This window comes from Pseudoalteromonas haloplanktis ATCC 14393, assembly GCF_000238355.1.
Taxonomy (GTDB): Bacteria; Pseudomonadota; Gammaproteobacteria; order Enterobacterales; family Alteromonadaceae; genus Pseudoalteromonas; species Pseudoalteromonas haloplanktis.
This window is the reverse complement of the sequence record NZ_AHCA01000001.1, coordinates 853,200-870,726: the sequence shown is the minus strand read 5'-3', so window position 1 is coordinate 870,726 and position 17,527 is coordinate 853,200. Positions and strand designations below refer to the sequence as shown.

General features: G+C 41.7%; 16 protein-coding genes. 10 read left to right on the top strand and 6 right to left on the bottom strand.

Going from position 1 to position 17,527, the window contains the following annotated elements:
- Positions 1-39 precede the first annotated feature (39 nt).
- The 3 genes from PHAL_RS0103585 to ppiC all read left to right on the top strand — a co-directional run bounded on the left by PHAL_RS0103585 (position 40) and on the right by ppiC (position 1,734).
- Positions 40-465 (top strand): thiol-disulfide oxidoreductase DCC family protein, encoded by a 426-nt coding sequence (locus PHAL_RS0103585; RefSeq protein ID WP_016707049.1) that lies wholly within the window; start codon positions 40-42, stop codon positions 463-465.
- A 34-nt stretch (positions 466-499) separates the two neighbouring features.
- On the top strand, positions 500-1,393 hold the full coding sequence (locus PHAL_RS0103580; protein WP_138973916.1) for a hypothetical protein: 894 nt from the start codon (positions 500-502) through the stop codon (positions 1,391-1,393).
- A 62-nt stretch (positions 1,394-1,455) separates the two neighbouring features.
- Complete coding sequence (gene ppiC, locus PHAL_RS0103575; protein WP_016707047.1) at positions 1,456-1,734, top strand: peptidylprolyl isomerase PpiC; 279 nt, start codon at positions 1,456-1,458, stop codon at positions 1,732-1,734.
- A 131-nt stretch (positions 1,735-1,865) separates the two neighbouring features.
- Here ppiC and PHAL_RS0103570 read toward each other — a convergent pair whose 3' ends face one another.
- Complete coding sequence (locus tag PHAL_RS0103570; protein ID WP_016707046.1) at positions 1,866-3,278, bottom strand: YfcC family protein; 1,413 nt, start codon at positions 3,276-3,278, stop codon at positions 1,866-1,868.
- Between the two features lie 275 nt (positions 3,279-3,553).
- Between PHAL_RS0103570 and PHAL_RS0103565 the strand changes: the two genes are divergently transcribed.
- Entirely contained in the window at positions 3,554-5,680 is a 2,127-nt protein-coding gene (locus PHAL_RS0103565) for a TonB-dependent receptor (protein WP_016707045.1), read from the top strand.
- A gap of 48 nt (positions 5,681-5,728) precedes the next feature.
- Here the strand turns inward: PHAL_RS0103565 and PHAL_RS0103560 are convergent, their stop codons facing one another.
- From PHAL_RS0103560 to PHAL_RS22760, 3 genes are all read right to left on the bottom strand, one after another.
- Entirely contained in the window at positions 5,729-6,388 is a 660-nt protein-coding gene (locus tag PHAL_RS0103560) for a DsbA family oxidoreductase (RefSeq protein ID WP_016707044.1), read from the bottom strand.
- A gap of 143 nt (positions 6,389-6,531) precedes the next feature.
- The gene (locus tag PHAL_RS0103555) at positions 6,532-7,752 is read right to left on the bottom strand and encodes a M24 family metallopeptidase (RefSeq protein ID WP_016707043.1); all 1,221 of its coding nucleotides are present in this window, start codon (positions 7,750-7,752) and stop codon (positions 6,532-6,534) included.
- 25 nt (positions 7,753-7,777) lie between these two features.
- Positions 7,778-9,067 carry an NAD(P)/FAD-dependent oxidoreductase gene (locus PHAL_RS22760; protein ID WP_016707042.1) on the bottom strand — a complete coding sequence of 430 codons (1,290 nt, stop codon included), beginning with the start codon at positions 9,065-9,067 and terminating at the stop codon, positions 7,778-7,780.
- A gap of 271 nt (positions 9,068-9,338) precedes the next feature.
- On the opposite strand from PHAL_RS22760, the gene PHAL_RS0103545 reads away from it, so the two are divergent.
- The 4 genes from PHAL_RS0103545 to PHAL_RS0103530 all read left to right on the top strand — a co-directional run bounded on the left by PHAL_RS0103545 (position 9,339) and on the right by PHAL_RS0103530 (position 12,835).
- A complete protein-coding gene (locus tag PHAL_RS0103545; protein WP_016707041.1) occupies positions 9,339-9,518 on the top strand; it encodes a hypothetical protein in 180 nt (59 codons plus the stop codon).
- A 3-nt stretch (positions 9,519-9,521) separates the two neighbouring features.
- Positions 9,522-10,523, top strand: coding sequence for a 4-hydroxyproline epimerase (locus tag PHAL_RS0103540; protein ID WP_029216006.1), 1,002 nt, complete (start codon positions 9,522-9,524; stop codon positions 10,521-10,523).
- Between the two features lie 13 nt (positions 10,524-10,536).
- On the top strand, positions 10,537-12,033 hold the full coding sequence (locus PHAL_RS0103535; protein ID WP_016707039.1) for an aldehyde dehydrogenase (NADP(+)): 1,497 nt from the start codon (positions 10,537-10,539) through the stop codon (positions 12,031-12,033).
- Positions 12,034-12,166: 133 nt separating this feature from the next.
- Positions 12,167-12,835, top strand: a complete 669-nt coding sequence (locus tag PHAL_RS0103530; protein ID WP_016707038.1) for a GntR family transcriptional regulator — start codon at positions 12,167-12,169, stop codon at positions 12,833-12,835.
- Positions 12,836-12,929: 94 nt separating this feature from the next.
- On the opposite strand, the gene PHAL_RS0103525 is transcribed toward PHAL_RS0103530, so the two are convergent.
- Complete coding sequence (locus tag PHAL_RS0103525) at positions 12,930-13,859, bottom strand: integron integrase (protein WP_036980292.1); 930 nt, start codon at positions 13,857-13,859, stop codon at positions 12,930-12,932.
- A gap of 294 nt (positions 13,860-14,153) precedes the next feature.
- Between PHAL_RS0103525 and PHAL_RS0103520 the strand changes: the two genes are divergently transcribed.
- Positions 14,154-14,750 carry a hypothetical protein gene (locus PHAL_RS0103520; RefSeq protein ID WP_016707036.1) on the top strand — a complete coding sequence of 199 codons (597 nt, stop codon included), beginning with the start codon at positions 14,154-14,156 and terminating at the stop codon, positions 14,748-14,750.
- Positions 14,751-15,240: 490 nt separating this feature from the next.
- Here the strand turns inward: PHAL_RS0103520 and PHAL_RS0103510 are convergent, their stop codons facing one another.
- Positions 15,241-16,284, bottom strand: coding sequence for an IS110 family transposase (locus tag PHAL_RS0103510; protein ID WP_016707034.1), 1,044 nt, complete (start codon positions 16,282-16,284; stop codon positions 15,241-15,243).
- A gap of 239 nt (positions 16,285-16,523) precedes the next feature.
- Between PHAL_RS0103510 and PHAL_RS0103500 the strand changes: the two genes are divergently transcribed.
- Positions 16,524-17,489, top strand: coding sequence for a hypothetical protein (locus tag PHAL_RS0103500; protein WP_016707032.1), 966 nt, complete (start codon positions 16,524-16,526; stop codon positions 17,487-17,489).
- The last annotated feature ends 38 nt before the right edge of the window (positions 17,490-17,527 follow it).

The following is a 17,527-nucleotide window of genomic DNA, read 5'->3' as shown; positions in this document are numbered from 1 at the left end:
ACATAAATATTGATATAAACATTCAATTAAAGGCTAAGTATGGGTGAATTAAATGCTCAACAGCTTATACAAAACAATAAAATAATACTCTTTGACGGGCAGTGTAAGCTTTGTAATGCATGGTGTAATTTTATTATTAAACACGATAAAAAGCTGTGTTTTAAATTATGTAGTGTGCAGTCTTTAAAAGGCCAAGCAATCCTCACGCACTTTTGCTACCCAACGGATAGTTTTAAAACCATGATTTATGTTGAAAACAGTCAATGCATCACACAAAGTGATGGGGTACTCAACGTAGTATCACAACTAGGTGGGCCGTGGCGCAGTGTTAAAATCTTGCGAATAATACCTAAAAATATACGCGATTGGTCATATGATCGTATTGCATTTAATCGTTATCGATTATTTGGTCAATATAATTATTGCGTGCTGCCAAGTGATGAGTATGATCAGCATTATTTGTGATAAATATTAAAGGCATCGTGCTTTGGGTTCTTTAGTGAAATTATGTGTGCTGTATTCACTGTTACTCAGCCTAGGTGCGTTTGCCAAAAATGAGGTAAGTGATGATACGCCGGTGATGGTTGATATGCGCGATAAACTTAATTTGCGCATGCAAAATACGGCACAGTGGTTAGATGATCTGTTAAGTGATGACAGTACTCAAAGCCCCGCTCATGCTAAGGGGTATTTGCATCTAGGTTGGGCACCAAGAAGTGCAGACTTAGCCGATACCGAAGCCCGGTTTAAAGTGTCTTTAAGCTTACCTAACTGGGAAAACCGCATAAACCTCATAATTGATAACGACGCTGATGAATTTAGTCGCCTCCCATTTGAAACCAATTCAGCTTTAGAGCAAGACGATGAAACGATAAATGCTGCGTTGCAGTTTATCATTGAGCGTACCGCAAACCTAGAATTTGAAAACCGTATCGGTGTATCGCGTAGTCAATTATATGGCCGCAGTGCTGTTAGTTGGAAAAAAGAATTTAATAACACCGAGTATATTGCTTCCGCTGGTGGTGAGTATTATTTTTCAGATGGCTTTGGTTATTTTGTAAAGCTCGCTAGTGACACCAAAATAAATGAATTTTATTCGCTAAATATTTCAGCTAATTACCGTGAAATTGCCGATGAAATTGATAGTGAATTACGCTCGGGCGTGTATTTAAGTTATATACCCGACCCGCAAAGAGCGATGGTATTTGGTGTCAATGTACAAAATAGTTTTGACGATTTAACCCGTTATACGCTCTCGTATCGGTATCGACAACAAGCTCAGTATAGTTGGTTATTTTTTGAGGCAGAGCCCTTTCTAGAGTACCGAGAAGAGCTGAATTACCGTGATGAAATAGGCATAGCCATTCGTTTGATTGGCTATTATGGTCAGTGATAATCAACATTGCATATTTGTTGTGGTAAAATCACAGCAGTTTAATTTAGTAGAGATAGATCATGGCCAGCACCGCACACGCATTACACATTTTAGTTAAGCATAAAGAGCTTGCTGAAGACATAATCCAGCAGTTAAAAAAAGGCGCTAAGTTCCATGTGCTCGCTAAAAAACATTCCTCTTGCCCATCGGGTAAAAAAGGCGGTGATTTAGGCGAATTTAAACGCGGCCAAATGGTGCCACAGTTTGATAAAGTAGCCTTTGGCGCAGAAATATTAGAACCACATTTAGTTAAAACCAAGTTTGGTTGGCATGTAGTTAAAGTGCTTTATAGAACTTAAAGTGAATGAGAGTAAATAAGAAGAAAAAATGCTACGGGTTTCGAGCGACGAGCTTCGAATACCCCTAGCACCTAATCACTTCCTAGAGCCTAACCCTATTTTACAATTACTTCTCTAAAGCGCAGCGTTTTTTAACCACCAACGGCACTTGGTTGTACATCTAAGCCATAACCAAACATCACCGCAAGCACTAAAACAATGGAAGCTGCGACCATCAGCTTGATCAACAGTGGTAAACAGAAGCGGAACCAGTGACCATAAGGCACACCCGCCATGCCTAAAATCCCCATTAATACCGCATTCGTTGGGATAATCATATTTGAAAAGCCATCACCAAATTGATAGGCAAGCACAGCAACTTGGCGTGGTACGCCGACTAAATCGCCCAGTGGTGCCATAAGTGGCATAGTGACATACGCTTGCCCAGAACCTGACGGAATAAAGGTATTAAGCACAGTTTGAATCACTAACATACCAATGGCTGATATTTCAGCGCTCACATAGGATAATGGCAGCGACATACCATGTACTAAACTATGCAATATTTGCCCGTCTTCTAAAATTAATGCAATACCGCGGGCAACACCAATTAAAATAGCCGTGGTGACTAAATCTGACACACCCTCAATAAAGCGGTTTGCAGTTTCATCTGCCGATAAACGACCAAGCACTGCAACCACAGCACCCCACGCAATAAATACGCCGCCTAACTCGTATAAGTACCAACCTTTAGTGGCAATGCCCCATACCGCAATGGCAAGCGTAATGATAAAACTGCCTAAAATCAGTTTGTGACGCAGTGCAAGTTCAGGGTAGGTTGGTGTGGCTTTATCATTAAGTGGGCAGGGAACATCCAACATCATCGACTTGCTCGGATCATCGGCAACACGCTTGGTGTATTGCCATACATGATGAAAACCAATCAGCACAAAGGGCACAAAAATCGCTAAACGTAACCACAAGCCAGAGTAAACAGGAATTTCTGCAATCTGCTGGGCAATTAACACTGTGAATGGGTTAAACGCAGACACCCCATAACCAATCCCGTAACCGGCGACAATCATCCCTACCGCAGTCATTGCATCAAGGCGCATAGCTTTACATAAAGCCACAAGAATGAGTACAAACGGAATGTATTCACCCGCTGTACCAATACTGCTTGATGCCAAGGCAAAACAAAAAACCACCATAAATATAAGTCGTTGCGGCTTTTTACCATGACGCTCAAGTAAACGCCCAATCAACGCATCAACCGTGCCAGTAGCACGAGCAATGGCCAGAACACCGCCAACAATTAAGACAAAAAAGATCACATCTTGCGCCGCTGCAAATGCCCGCGGTATTGCCGTTAATAAATCCCAAGGGGTTAAATAATGACGCTCTGCAACCGTTTGATAGGTGCCAGCAAGGACCATTTCCCGACCAGACTCGGTGAGTGTTGTGTCAAAAAAACCTTGTGGTACTAACCAGGTAGCAACTAACGCAGTGACCATCATACCTAGCAGTAAAATCAAAGTATGCGGCACTTTGAAAGAATTACTCATACGTTCTCCATTTTTATAATTGGCGCAGCAGATATGCCTCGCTGTTTTTTGCTAAGGATAACACGAGTTATAAAATCACAATAAAAATAGCAACGTTGCACTGTAAAGGAATGTAACGGGTAGATATTAAGACAACAATAAATAACCGTTTATTGATAATGGTTATCATTTTAATTATAGTTTAATCCCTGAAATAGCTACATCCTTAAGTTTTAGGAATTGGTATATAGTTTTTCAGTTATCCATTTTTAAGTTACTTACAATAAGTGAAATACATGTTAATTAAAAAAACCATAATCTCTTTAACCCTCTCGTCTTTATTCACCGTAGTGCCTTTTTATAGTTTTGCTGATGATGTTGAACATATTGAAATCAAGGCCGACCGTATGGCCAGTGATTTAAATTCTATCGCGCGCAATGTTACAGTGATTGATCAAGCACAATTAGAAACTCAATTCGCAAATGCACAAAATTTAGCTGAAGTGTTAGCAAAAACAGTACCGGGTATGGCTCCGCCAACACCTGCATTGACAAACTTTGGTACTACTATGCGCGGGCGTAATGCACTTGTGCTTATCGATGGCGTGCCAATGAACACGAACCGTAATATCTCTCGTGACTTACATAATATACACCCCGAACAAGTTGATCGAATTGAAGTTTTTCGTGGCGGTAATGCACTTTATGGCAGTGGTGCAACTGGCGGTGTGATTTATATTTATACTAAAGCAGGGCAAGCGCAAACACAGGCACAGACCCGTGCTCAAGTGAAAACTAGCTTGGAAGAAATTAGTTCAGATGCGACCAGCTATACTGTATCTCAGTCTTTTAGTGGTGAAGCGAATGGTTGGCTTTATCGTATAGGTGCAAGTATAGAAGAAATAAATGGTTTCTATGATGCAGATGGTGATCGTTTAGCGCCTGAGCCAAGTCAAGGTGATAACTTTGATAGTACAATTTATAGTTTTGATACTAAAGTAAGTAAAACATGGGGAGCGCAAACATTAAGTTTATCAGCGCTTGCTTATGTATTAGATCAAGACTCGGATTATGCCTCAGATCCAACGGTAAAAACACTGCCTTATATTAGTAAAGCACAATCAATAAAAGGTCTTGAGCTTAATAAGCAAAATGAAATAAATAATTTAGTGCTTAATGTTCAGTACCAAAATCAGTTGTCTGACGAGCATAAATTATCAACGCAGCTTTATTACCGTGATTATGATGCGCGCTTTTCACCATTTGATGGTCGCCCCTTTGCAACATGGAATCATTTAGCGCAAACGTATCTTGAAAGCTCAAACTTAGGTTTACGGCTAACTGTTAACTCACAGCTCGCAAAAAATATCGAGCTAGACTGGGGGATTGATACGCAAGACGAACGAAGCGAAATGCCGGTGACAACTTATGATGGCGATGTTTATGACAATAGTAATTACCTTGTTTTTAAAGAAATGGGTGATAAAGCGTTTGTCCCTGAAATTTCACATCAAACGGCAGCTGCATTCGCGCAAGTAAGAATGGATGCGACGGACAGTATTGGCCTTGAAGGCGGTCTGCGTTACGAGCAAATTGATGCAAGCTTTGATTCATTCACCACACTTGGCCAAAATGTGCCTATCAATGGTAGTAGCTATGATTACGACTCGTTTGTTTATAATCTAGGTGCGACATTTGATATTACTGATAACCATACTTTTTATATTGCAACTAATGAAGGTTATGAGTTGCCGGATATCGGTTTACAGATTCGCTATGCAAATAGCCAATTCGATTTAAGCCAATCAAACTTAGAGCCGATTGAAACCACTGATTATGAAGCAGGTTGGCGCGGCATTGTGGGTTCAGCCGCATTAAGTTTCGCGGTGTTTAAATCTGAATCTGAGCTTGGCGGCGTGAAAAGTGAAGGAATGGGCTTAAGCGTCAGCCGTAATGAAATAAAAATTGATGGGTTTGAAGCAACGGCTGATTTTTTATTAACAGATGCATTTAATGTTTCTTTAGCCTATAGCTACATAGATGGGGAAGAGCGAGGTCAAAATGCAGAGCAATTTCAACCAATGAATGGCTTTAGTATTCCACCCAACAAGTTTACCGCACAAATTGACTATGATAACGACAATGGTTGGATAAGTAGCTTAACGACCCTCTATGTCGCTGGAGAAGACTATCGTATTGATGGTAATAATGCGTTTGGTCGTCGTGATGTTGATAGTTACACGGTTGTTGATTGGACAAACCAAGTAGAACTCGGACAAGGCAAATTACAAGTTGGCATCGAAAACCTGTTCAATGAACAGTATTTTTCAGTTTATAGCCAGTTACAGCGAAACGGCAATAATACCAGCTCAATACCAGGACGAGGCCGTACAATTAGCCTACAATATTTATATAATTGGTAGATCGTAGTTTCTAAAAAGCCACGCAACGCTACGTGGCTTTGCACTTTATTACTGCTGTTGCTGCGCTTCTTGCTCGGCAATTTGTTTAAATGCTTGCACAAATGCGTCGCTTGGTTGGCCGCCAGTGAGGGCGTATTGATCGTTAATGATAAAGGTTGGCACTGAGGAAATGCCCATTTGCTGTAGCGCATTTTGCTCGCTGCGTACTTCTTGGAAATACTCGCCTGAGTCTAAAATTTCTTTTGCGCGGGCTCTATCAAGACCAACACTTTGTACTACATCAAGTAGGTTGTCTTGCTCATTCAGGAAAATTAAATCGGTAAAGTGGGCTTTAAATAAAGCGAGTTTTAGCTCGGTTTGTTTGCCTTCAGTGGCAGCCCAAGTGAGTAAGCGATGTAAGTCAAAGCTATTGATCATGATGCGTTTACCGTCAAAATTAAAGGTAAAGCCTGCTTTTTCACCCATCTCTAAAATACGTTTGCGGTTTTCATCACCTTGCTCTTCGCTCAGGCCGTATTTTTGTTGTAAATGCTCATTTAAATCTTGTCCTTCAATTGGCATATCAGGGTTTAACTCAAATGGCTTCCAGCTGATCTCAGCTGAAAATTCGTCACTTAATTGCGCTAATGCGGTTTCAAGGTTTTTATAACCAATAATGCACCACGGACACATTACGTCTGAAACGATGTCGATTTTTAGCTTTTTCATGAGTGAGCCTATTTTTTACAGTGTGTACGGGTCTATATGCAGGCGGGAGGGGTTAATTCAAGAGCGGAAGTTTTCAATGTACAGAAATAAGTGCTTAAACTGCACGGTAAGCGTTTACCGTGCAGTCGTTATATTGGATTAACTTATTCAGCTAAACCAAAAGGGTCTTCGATGCTATGGGCAGGCTCAGTAAACCATTTCGGCCCGTTATCAGTCATATAGAAATGATCTTCTAAGCGCACGCCAAATTCATCAGGTATAACTAGCATCGGCTCATTACTAAAACACATACCTGTTGCAAGTGGGGTTTTATTACCGCCCACTAAATACGGCCATTCGTGAATATCTAAACCAATACCGTGGCCTGTGCGGTGCGGGCAACCTGGCGTTTGATATTCAGGACCTAGATCTTGCGCGGCTAAGTAGCTGCGCGCGGCGGCATCAACTGCTTCACAAGGCGCACCAATTTTTGCGGCGTTGAAGGCGGCAATTTGTGCGGCTTTTTCATAATCCCAAAATTGGCGTTGGCGCTGTGTTGCTTCACCAAAAACGTACGTGCGGGTGATATCTGATAGGTAGTCATGCACTTTACAACCGGTATCAATCAATACCATATCGCCTTTTTTAAGGATTTGTGGCTCTTTTACGCCATGAGGAAATGACGTTGCCAGCCCAAATAATACGATACAAAAGTAATTACCTGGCGCGCCTACTTTTTGGTGCGCTTGTTTGATAAAAGCTTCCACTTCAGTCGTACTAATACCTTCATAAAGCATACTGGCCGTAGCTTTATGCACGGCTAAGGTCATATCCATTGCGCGTTGCATTAGCGCCAGCTCATTCGCTGATTTATGCATACGACAATGTGCAGTGACAGGTTGCGCATTTATAAGCGTTAAGCCGGTTTGTGCTTTATTGATACCATCAAAAATAAAGAATTGCGCGCTTTCATCAATGCCCACTGTGCCATTAGCCGCAATGCCCATCTCTGTGATTATTTTTACGAAGAGCTCATACGGGTTTTCATGCTCTTGCCAACCACGAATAGGACCATCAATGACCTTAAAACCGTTTAGAGAGCCAATTTCAAAATACGGGGCAATGTATTGTATGTCGCCTTTGGCGGGTAAAATAGCACCAACCATGCGTTCACTGGCGTACCAACGCATGCCAGTAAAATAGGTTAAATTAGTGCCTGCATTTAAGTAGATGGCATCAATACCATTGGCTTGCATGTAGGCTTGTGCTTTGGCAATACGCGCTAAATGCTCATCAGCCTGAATAGGGGTTAAGTCGTCAGTCATATTGGTTAAACTGGCGAGTGCTTGCTCTTTTGTTTGCGTACCAATTCCGAATGTTGTCATGGTGCTCTCCTTTATTTATATGCGGCTATTGTGCGTGTGGCTGTGCTTTACTGCAAGCGGGTTGCGTTGAAAAGCGACTCACACAATAAGGGTGTATATCTATTTGCGGCGGGCGATTTAAACACAGGGCGGTTATTAGCTCTGCGGTCACGGCGCCTTGGGTTAATCCTAAGTGCTGGTGGCCAAAAGCAAAGTACAGGTTATCGTGGTTTGGGGCGCAACCAATAACGGGCAACGAATCCGGTAGCGATGGTCTACAACCCATCCAGGTACTTTTTGCATGTAACGAAGCTGTTGATGTGTGAAGCAGCGCCCTAGCGTTTGGCAGTAATGCTAAGGCACGCTTGTTATTCATTTTTCGTTTTATTCCAGCAAATTCCACCGTGCCTGCCAAGCGTAAACCTTGGCTCATTGGTGTCATAATAAAGCTGCGCTCGGCTGAGGCGACAGGGCGTGCAAGTCCATAATCACTTGCCAACATGCAGTGATAACCTCGCTCAGTATCAAGTGGTACTTTATAACCGAGTGGTTTTAGTAACGCTTTACTCCACGCACCTGCTGCGATAACAACTTTATCGGCCATGTTTGTTTGCGTTTGACTGATCAGCTCATAGCCTTGTGTAGTCTGATGTACAGCCGTTATTTTTTGTTGGCAGAACTGCCCACCTAAGGTACTGAACTGCTCAGCGAGGTGAAGGCAAAATAAGTGCGGATCGACACTGTGGGCAACGTCTTTAAACAATAACGCGTAGCGAATTGATTTCGATAAATTAGGCTCGAGTAACTGAACTTGCTCAGCATCAAGTAATTCAACATTTATACCCTGTGCAATATAGCTGTGTAATAAGCTTTTAATTTTGTTGAGTGAAGTGGTCTCAAAGGTGAGCAAACTGCCTTTTTTAGTTAGCAGATGCCCTAACTCATAGTCATTTAGCAGTCGTTCGTAAGCAGGAATCGCCTGTTGGTTTAATGCCTTAAGTGCTTGTGTGTTTGCATGATAGGTTTTTGTAGGCATGTTTTTAATAAACTGCCAAAACCATGGCAGGGCTTTGAATATGTAACGCCAATCAATGTGCAGTGGCCCTAATGGGTTTAATAGCATGGCCGGTAGTTTTGTTAATAGTGATGGATGCGCAAGTGGAAAAACCTGTTCGGTAGCAAAATGCCCCGCATTGCCTTTTGAGCAGCCTTGGGCTAAGCCATTTTCATCATATAAAGTGACCATAAAGCCAGCGCGTTGCAAGTTTAACGCACAGCAAATACCAATGATCCCCGCCCCAACTACCGCTACATGCTGTGTTTTTTGATGTTCCAAAATGTATACCCTCAATTATGCAATTTGCTGATTCGCCCGAAAGCATGCCGAGTTGTGATTAATTGCATTTGTTATTAATTGCCCAAAAGAGAAAGTTTATTAACGTTTAAAATTTAACTTTAGTTATTTGTTATCAATGTATTAGTCAAACATCTAGCCCTTAAAACACCCCCATACTCTGAATGAAGTAAGAAAATGTTAAAGTGGGATATTGATTATTGTATACAATATACCTATGATATCAAGCCTAAACATCAATCAGGTAATTAAAATGACAGTAACTTGGCAAAGAGTCTGTGCAGTAGTAATGACTCAGTTTAGTGCAGACGACGCCTTTGACTTTGCAACAACAGCAAACATGAGCAATAAACTGATCAACAAAGCTGTTCACGGCACGATCGCACAGGCTATAGCACGCCCTACAAACTTAACAAAATTTAAAGTGGGCTAAGTGATGCGTAAAGGAAGCTTTTTTTGTATTGACGGCCATACCTGTGGTAACCCAGTGAGGCTTATAACCAGTGGCCACCCGCAATTACGCGGACAGAGCATGAGTGAGAAACGCCAAGATTTTTTACAAAATCACGATTGGATCCGCCAAGCACTGATGTTTGAACCTCGCGGTCACGACATGATGTCGGGCGGATTTTTATATCCACCTACCACAGAGGATGGCGATGCCGCTATCTTATTTGTTGAAACGTCAGGGTGCTTACCTATGTGCGGCCACGGTACAATGGGCATTGTTACCTTTGCTTTAGAGCATGGTTTATTACAGGCTAAAGTGCCAGGGACCTTGCTGTTAGACACACCCGCTGGGCGTGTTCAAATTAATTATGAAATGACCGATGGCAAAGTGCAGTGGGTAAAAATTTATAATGTTCCTGCCTATTTAGCACACCAGTCGATTGTTATTGAAGTGCCTGAATTGGGCGAGCTGACAGTAGATATCGCCTATGGCGGCAACTTCTACATTATTGTTGAACCGCAAGGTAATTATAAAGGCATTGAACATTTAACGGCTGGGCAAATTTTGCAATATAGCCCGCTAGTGCGTGATGCAATAAACGCGCAAATAAAATGCATACACCCGCTTGATCCAACCGTTCAAGGTGCCAGCCATGTTTTATGGACTGGCACACCCAAAAATGCCAATTCAGATGCCGCAAACGCTGTTTTTTATGGCGACAAAGCCATTGATCGCTCGCCATGTGGAACAGGCACCAGCGCTCGCATGGCGCAGCTATTTGCCAAAGGGCAGTTGGCTCAAGGGCAAAATTTTATTCACGAAAGTTATATTGGCAGTCAGTTTATTGGTTGCATTGAACATGTAACAGAGATTGCAGGCATAACAGCCATTCTGCCAAGTATTCAAGGTTGGTCTAGGGTGACGGGCACAAGTGCTATCACCGTAGATGACGATGACCCATACGCATTTGGGTTTCAAGTAATTTAATGAGGAGCAAAGCATGACATTAACAGGACAAAGTTTAGTAGCAGGGCAATGGCTCGGTCATTCTGGAAATGGTGAATTTAACGCATTTTCCCCCGCCCGTAATGAACCACTCGCAACGCGCTTTTTTAATCTCAGCGCCACTGAGTTAGACAGTGCAATAGAAGCCGCACAATCGGCGTTTTATGAGTATCGTAAAACCAGTTTTGCACAACGTGCAGATTTTTTAGAATGTATTGCTGATCATATTTTAGCGCTTGGTGATGAGTTACTTGAGCAAACACAGCAAGAAACCAACTTGCCGCTGGCACGTTTACAAGGTGAACGTATGCGCACCGTAAATCAGCTTAAAGCCTTTGCTAATGCATTGCGTGACAACCCTGAGTCGCCATTGGGTTTAAAAATAGTGGATGAGGCAGATGCCTGCAGAGCACCGTTACCAAAGCCACACACTGAACTTAACTATTTACCGCTGGGGCCGGTGGCTGTATTTGGTGCATCTAATTTCCCGTACGCCTTTTCAACACTGGGCGGCGATACCGCCGCAGCCCTTGCAGCAGGCTGCCCAGTAATTGTAAAAAACCACACCGCGCACCCAGGTACGGGTGAGTTGATGGCACGTGCGGCGCTTGCAGCCATTAAAGAATGTGCAATGCCGTTAGGCGTGTTTGCAATGGTACAAAGTAAAGCTTACGACACATCGCATCAATTAGTGGCTGCGCCGGCAATAAAAGCGGTGGGGTTTACAGGCTCATTTAATGTGGCCAGTAAGCTGCAAGCAACAATTGCCAAGCGTGAAGAGCCGATCCCATTTTATGGTGAGCTTGGCAGTATTAATCCACAAGTTATTTTACCCAATAAAGCCATTAAACATAGCAAAGAGATGGCACAATCACTTTGCCAGTCAATGCTGATGGGGAACGGGCAGTTTTGCACCAGCCCAGGGCTTTGGTTAGTACCAACCGGGTGTGACGAACTCGAAGCACATATAACAGCGTGTATTAATGATGCCCCATCAGACACTTTGCTCACTCCTGGGATTGTTAAAACCTTTAAACACCAAATAGCAGAGCGAACTCAGCTTGATCAGCTTAGCCTGCTAGGTAAAGGCAAGCTGGCGCATGAATTTCATGCTAATGCACATGTATTTGCTTGTAATGCTGATGATTATTTGGCAATCCCAGCTTTGCATGAAGAAGTGTTTGGCCCCGCTGCGTTAGTGGTGCGCTACGACAGTGAACAGCAGCTCATGACATTGATAAACCAATTACAAGGGCAGTTAACCGCCAGTATTCATGGCACGGAAGCTGACTTAAACAACGCCGACAGCCTTATCGAAGCGCTGCAATATAAAGTTGGCCGTTTGATAAAGAATCAGCTGCCAACAGGTGTTGAAGTGTGCGGTTCAATGAACCACGGAGGGCCATTCCCAAGTTCAACCGATGTACGCAGTACCTCTGTGGGCACAAATGCAATGTTACGTTTTATGCGACCAATTTGTTATCAAGCATAACTAGTCTTAAGCGGGAAAGGCAAATTGCATATTCCCGCTTTCCTTATTTATAGAGAGGTTCAGGCAGATTCTCACTTGGCATATAGGCGAACTTGGGTATAATGTATGCTAAATGCAATGTAAGAGGATCACCATGGCTATCGAACATAAAACCCGTACCCAACTAGTCGCAGAAGCAATTCGTGAAAAAATCTTAACAGGTGAGATCAAAGCCGGTGATCCGCTACGTCAAGCCGCACTCGCTGCTGAGCTTAATGTAAGTCGTATTCCTGTACGTGAAGCACTTCTTCAGCTAGAAGCAGAAGGACTTGTAAACTTCGAAGCGCACAAAGGAGCCACGGCAACAGAGCTTTCAGCATCACAAATTGATGAAATTTTTGATTTAAGAGCCTTACTCGAAGCCGAGCTGCTGAGCCATTCAATAGACGGTTTAACAGATCAAGATTTAATCGACGCTGAGCTTATTTTAACTGAGCTTGAAAGCGCCATGGATGCGGGTGATACCCACCTTGCCACAGGCGATTTAAACAGCCGTTTTCATGGCAAACTATACAGCCGCGCACAACGCCCACAAACCCGTGAGCTGGTAGATATGTATAGTAAAAATTCAGAGCGCTACGTACGCATGCATATTCTACTTGCCGGTGGCTTAACCACCGCACCCGAAGAGCACCGTACATTGTTAAATCACTGTCGTGCAAAGGACACTAAAAAAGCCTGTGACTTTTTGAAAAAACATATCTTAGGCGCCAAAAACGACATTAAAAAGCTATTACTTAAAATAGAAGATGAAAAAAGGTAGTTTTAAATAAGTCCCTTAGTAGCACATTTTTTATAATGTGCTTTAGCGCGTTAAATTTATTGACAAAAATATACGGCCGTCCTTTTTACCTGTTTTATAACCTCGAGAATGGACTGATCACGCCATTGGCACCTTGTTGTAAAACATGTGTATATATTTGAGTTGTTCGCACATCGCTATGGCCTAATTGCGCTTGAACCGTTCGAATATCAGCACCACTTTGTAATAGATGCGTTGCAAATGAATGGCGTAAGGTATGCGGGGTAACGTGTTTATTAATCTGTGCATCACGAGCTGCTTTTTTTACCGCGCGCTGTAATTGTTTTTCATCTATATGATGCCTTCTTAACTGTTTACTTTGGGGATCAATACTGAGTTTATAAGATGGAAATAAATACTGCCAACCCAGCTGTTTGTCATGATTTGGATATTTTTTACGTAATAAATGTGGCATAAACACGCCGCAAAATAGCGGGTTATTTAGATCTAGCTGTAAATAACTCTCTACTAATTGAATTTGTGTCCGTATTTGCGGTATGAGCTCAGTTGCAAGCGTTACAACACGGTTTTTTCCTCCTTTGCCATCCCAAATACGGACGCAGCTATAGTCAAAATCAATATCTTGCACACGCAAGCGCAATACTTCCATTAGCCGCATTCCACTACCATAAAGTAGTGCGCACGCTAAATAATGTTTTGCCATACAGTATTTAAATAGCATTGAAACTTCTGTTTGTGTCAGCACAACGGGTAATTTTCTTGGGCGTTCACTTTTTACAAAGTTTAATGATAATGAGAGGGGACACTTAATTATTTCTTTATATAAGAAACTTAGCGCATTCAATGCCTGTGCTTGTGTGCCTTGCGCTACATTTTGCGAGTTTACTAGATGGTTTAAATACAATTCTACTTGAGTGTCTCCCATAGAGCTTGGGTGCTGCATATTATTAAAACGGATATAGGCAGCTATCCAAAACAGGTAAGCTTCAATAGTGCTCCTCTTTGCATACCGCTTGCTTGCTATACATATGATCTTTAATCATGCTTAGAAAAAGAGATTTCATAAATAATTTTCAACTTTCCAAGTGGTACTGTATGTATAGACAGTAATTTGTGTTTTGTCCAATAACATTATTAAAAGTCGTTTTGGTGTATTTTAGCAGCGATAATTTTATAACATACGTAATTGTCTGTTTACATTGGAGTTGTTTAGTGGAATTATTAAGCCATGTAATATACGCCGTTTTGGGGTGTTATAACCCCCCAAAGTGACGTTCTATAAGCTGTTATATGCTTATACACTAAATTTGGAGTATTGATGGAAATTACGAGTACGATGTTTGTTCCACTTGGTGTCATTTGTGGTGCTTTATTAACAGGTATATTTTCTTTTGTTTCTCTGATTAACCAAAAAGAGGGGAAAATCTCAGAGTTCCGCCAAAACTGGATAGATGCGTTACGTGATGACATTGCTAAATTGACTGCAAGTTTTGATCGTATCTCAAGTAAATGGCAACTTACTCAAATTTCAGAAGAAGAGAAAGCAGAACCATATAAAGGCCGTCAGTGGTTATTGGAATTTAATGAGCTAATCACAACAGATTTTGAACACTACTCTGAGTGCTATAATCGAATAATGATGCGGCTAAACGTCAAAGATGACAAAATTCTGATAGACAAACTAAAAGAATTAGACGGTTACATTTCTAGCCCTAGAGAAATGCGTGATAAAGACTTTGTAAAAAGTAAAATTGATGGAGTTATTACTGAATCTCAAGTTTTGTTAAAAAATGAATGGGAGGTCGTAAAGTCTGGAGAAAAAGCTTATAGAACGACAAAGTTTGTCACTTGCATGTGTATAGGGCTTATTGTCCTTGCGGGTATTTATATCTATGTGCAATCTACAATAGTCTAGCACGCATATAACACATATGAGCCTGAACCCTGTCAATAGGCATTAGTGTTCTTTTTGACCGTTTTATCAATTGACGGTCAATTCTAAATCAATAAACAAATTCGTTTACTTCGTCTGTCGATGTGGCTATTAAGCAAGTTGCTTACGGCAAACACATATAGAGGCTCTCTTATTGCGATCTCATCGCAGCCTACTTTTTCCATATCCTTATGGATTTGTAGGGGCACTAGACATTCATCGGTTAACCTAATCATGGCACTATTCAAGGCGGCTGGTTTCATCTTGGTGATCCAGTTAGTTTCAGGCTCAAGTCAGGTGTAAGCGACTTTGTTTATTGTATTAATGCACGCGTACTGAGCGTCTAATCAAGGCAAGTGGCTTAGGTCTGTAGGCATATAATAAGGTTAAACCTTGTTGGTCATTAACTCACCCAATTGATTGATGCTCAGCCTTATATCCAGTTAGGTGTTCAGCTCACTCAGTACCGTGACTAACTCTTTAAGAATTTTGCTTCATCGAATACCGTCTCTTTTTTAAGCATGTAATAAACACAGCGACCCAGCTTATGCGCAAGCGCTGATAGTGCTTTGGCTTTGCTCATTCGCTTTTGTAGTTTTTCAAGGTATTTGTTGGCGTTATGATTGTGGCGCAGCAGTAATACTGCAGCTTCCGAGAAAGCCCATTTGAGATGTGCATTGCCAATTTTATTACCTTGGGTGCCATAGGTTTTGCCAGCAGACTCCGCTTTGCATTTGACTAACCGACTGTATGAAGCGAACTTTTGCACGCTGGAAAAGCGATTGATGTCACCAATTTCATAAATAATGGTGAGTGCTAGAATGCGGCCTATACCATTAATTGTTTGCAAGATATTAAGGTGAACAGGGTTGTGTTGTTTAGCCATTTGTTCAATGTAATGCTCTAAAGGCTTAAGCTCCTTATGATAGCAATCGAGTATGGCCATGTTTAAATTAATAGAGCGTTGCACAACGGGATCAGGGAAGTAATAGCGCATCTTTTCTCTGTCGCAAACGTTCTTTAAATTAACATTGTGGGCAGGTAAATTATACTGACTGGCAGTATTAGCGACATGGGCTTTTAAATCAGCGCCATGACGAACAATTTTGGTTCTTCGGCGCAATAAATCGCGCGTAGCACGCATATCTTTGTCATAGACATAAGCAAGCGGGAAGTTACCGCCACGGATGAGTTTGGCAATTTTATACGAATCAATTTTATCGTTTTTGGCTTTGCCGCCATGAATCGCCTTCATATATAGCGCATGACCAAGGATAAAGTCGATCGTGTGTTCTTTGCAAAAGTCAGCGACCCAATACCAGCAGTGCATGCACTCTACGCCAACCACAATATCACCGATATACGGTTTAAGTAGTTTTAGCAGTGCGTCAGGATCATCTTTAATTTTCTTGTGAACAAGGATAAGTCCTGTATTATCAATGATACAGACGTAAAGTAATCGCGCGTGTAAATCGATTCCACAATAATATGGATGCATGTTATTGTAAAAGTTCATTGAGCTTTCTCCTGTAAGGTTGGTTGCCTTTTCAGCGTAGCGAATAATCGCGATGCTGGGGAGGAGGCTCAATGAGTATCAATGCATTTAAGAGTGATTCCCAACGCTTGGCATTTTTCATTCCATCGTTGGGTTTTGTGTTTACGGTGGTATGGTTAGGTTTCGTGGTTGCGTTGCTCACACCTTAATGCGGCGTTCAATGCCATTAATTCAGTCGTCTAACAATTTGGTAGTAGAAAATGCAAGATATTAGTAACAATATTGGAATTATCCTTGGGATACTAAGTATTATAGCGACTGCATTCTTTGCACATCGTTATTCAGAGAAAAAGTCTCCTAAGTTTATGTACAAGACACTTAGGAAAATACAGCGTTCTTCTGATGCTCCTGATGACATTGAAGTTTATTATAAAGGACACAAAGTGGATGGAGTTCAATCCACTATTGTTTGGTTTTGGAACGACGGTAGAAAGCCAATAGTTCGCAGTGATATACCTGAAAATCAACCTATAACAATCGAGCTGAATGACTCGGATGAGATTGAAATACTAAATGTTCAGATTCTAAAGAAAAGTCGTGACGTCATAGCATGCCAGACAAGTAAGATATCCAATAAAGTAGTTCAGGTAGGTTTTGAATTTTTAGACCACAACGATGGTTTCTCTCTGGAAATTTTACACACTGGGAAATTTAGTACGGATGTGATTGTGTCCGGTACGGTGTTGGGCGCCCCTCAAGGTATAAAATGTGTAAATTCGGGAGGAAATTCAGCATTTCTATTAATGGACTTAACAACACCAGTTCGTCATCGTAGAGAGCGTTCGCTGAGTTCAAAGTTAGCTTTCACAGCATTTATCACCGTTATTTTTGGTGGGCTAGGTTATTTTATTTTTTCAATGTCTGGGGAATTTACGATAACAAGGGAGATTGTATCTAAAGCGCTTACTGGCTATTTATCTCCCGAGCAGCTTGCAAATGCCGTAGAAAAAATTGAGGAGGGAGCGAAGTACAAAGTGTTCGGAAGGTTCGCTCCATATTTTATGGGTTCCATATTTATTTTGAATATGCTTTATGGTTATTGGATTATCTGGGGTCGACGACTTCCATATCCAAAATCAATTGCAAATATAGATTTCAAAAAGGCCAAGGTAGAAGCTGAAAACATTGAACAAGTAAATGCAGCCGACGCTCAAGAGCGCGGCTGATTTAAGCGTTAGAAGTATCAAAGGGTTAATTAAGCCTC

Excerpts from the sequence above, each read along its gene's own strand:
- PHAL_RS0103585 (WP_016707049.1), top strand. The coding sequence starts at position 40 with ATGGGTGAATTAAATGCTCAACAGCTTATACAAAACAATAAAATAATA.
- ppiC (WP_016707047.1), top strand. The coding sequence starts at position 1,456 with ATGGCCAGCACCGCACACGCATTACACATTTTAGTTAAGCATAAAGAG.
- PHAL_RS0103570 (WP_016707046.1), bottom strand. The coding sequence starts at position 3,278 with ATGAGTAATTCTTTCAAAGTGCCGCATACTTTGATTTTACTGCTAGGT.
- PHAL_RS0103565 (WP_016707045.1), top strand. The coding sequence starts at position 3,554 with ATGTTAATTAAAAAAACCATAATCTCTTTAACCCTCTCGTCTTTATTC.
- PHAL_RS0103560 (WP_016707044.1), bottom strand. The coding sequence starts at position 6,388 with ATGAAAAAGCTAAAAATCGACATCGTTTCAGACGTAATGTGTCCGTGG.
- PHAL_RS0103555 (WP_016707043.1), bottom strand. The coding sequence starts at position 7,752 with ATGACAACATTCGGAATTGGTACGCAAACAAAAGAGCAAGCACTCGCC.
- PHAL_RS0103545 (WP_016707041.1), top strand. The coding sequence starts at position 9,339 with ATGACAGTAACTTGGCAAAGAGTCTGTGCAGTAGTAATGACTCAGTTT.
- PHAL_RS0103540 (WP_029216006.1), top strand. The coding sequence starts at position 9,522 with ATGCGTAAAGGAAGCTTTTTTTGTATTGACGGCCATACCTGTGGTAAC.
- PHAL_RS0103535 (WP_016707039.1), top strand. The coding sequence starts at position 10,537 with ATGACATTAACAGGACAAAGTTTAGTAGCAGGGCAATGGCTCGGTCAT.
- PHAL_RS0103530 (WP_016707038.1), top strand. The coding sequence starts at position 12,167 with ATGGCTATCGAACATAAAACCCGTACCCAACTAGTCGCAGAAGCAATT.
- PHAL_RS0103520 (WP_016707036.1), top strand. The coding sequence starts at position 14,154 with ATGGAAATTACGAGTACGATGTTTGTTCCACTTGGTGTCATTTGTGGT.
- PHAL_RS0103510 (WP_016707034.1), bottom strand. The coding sequence starts at position 16,284 with ATGAACTTTTACAATAACATGCATCCATATTATTGTGGAATCGATTTA.
- PHAL_RS0103500 (WP_016707032.1), top strand. The coding sequence starts at position 16,524 with ATGCAAGATATTAGTAACAATATTGGAATTATCCTTGGGATACTAAGT.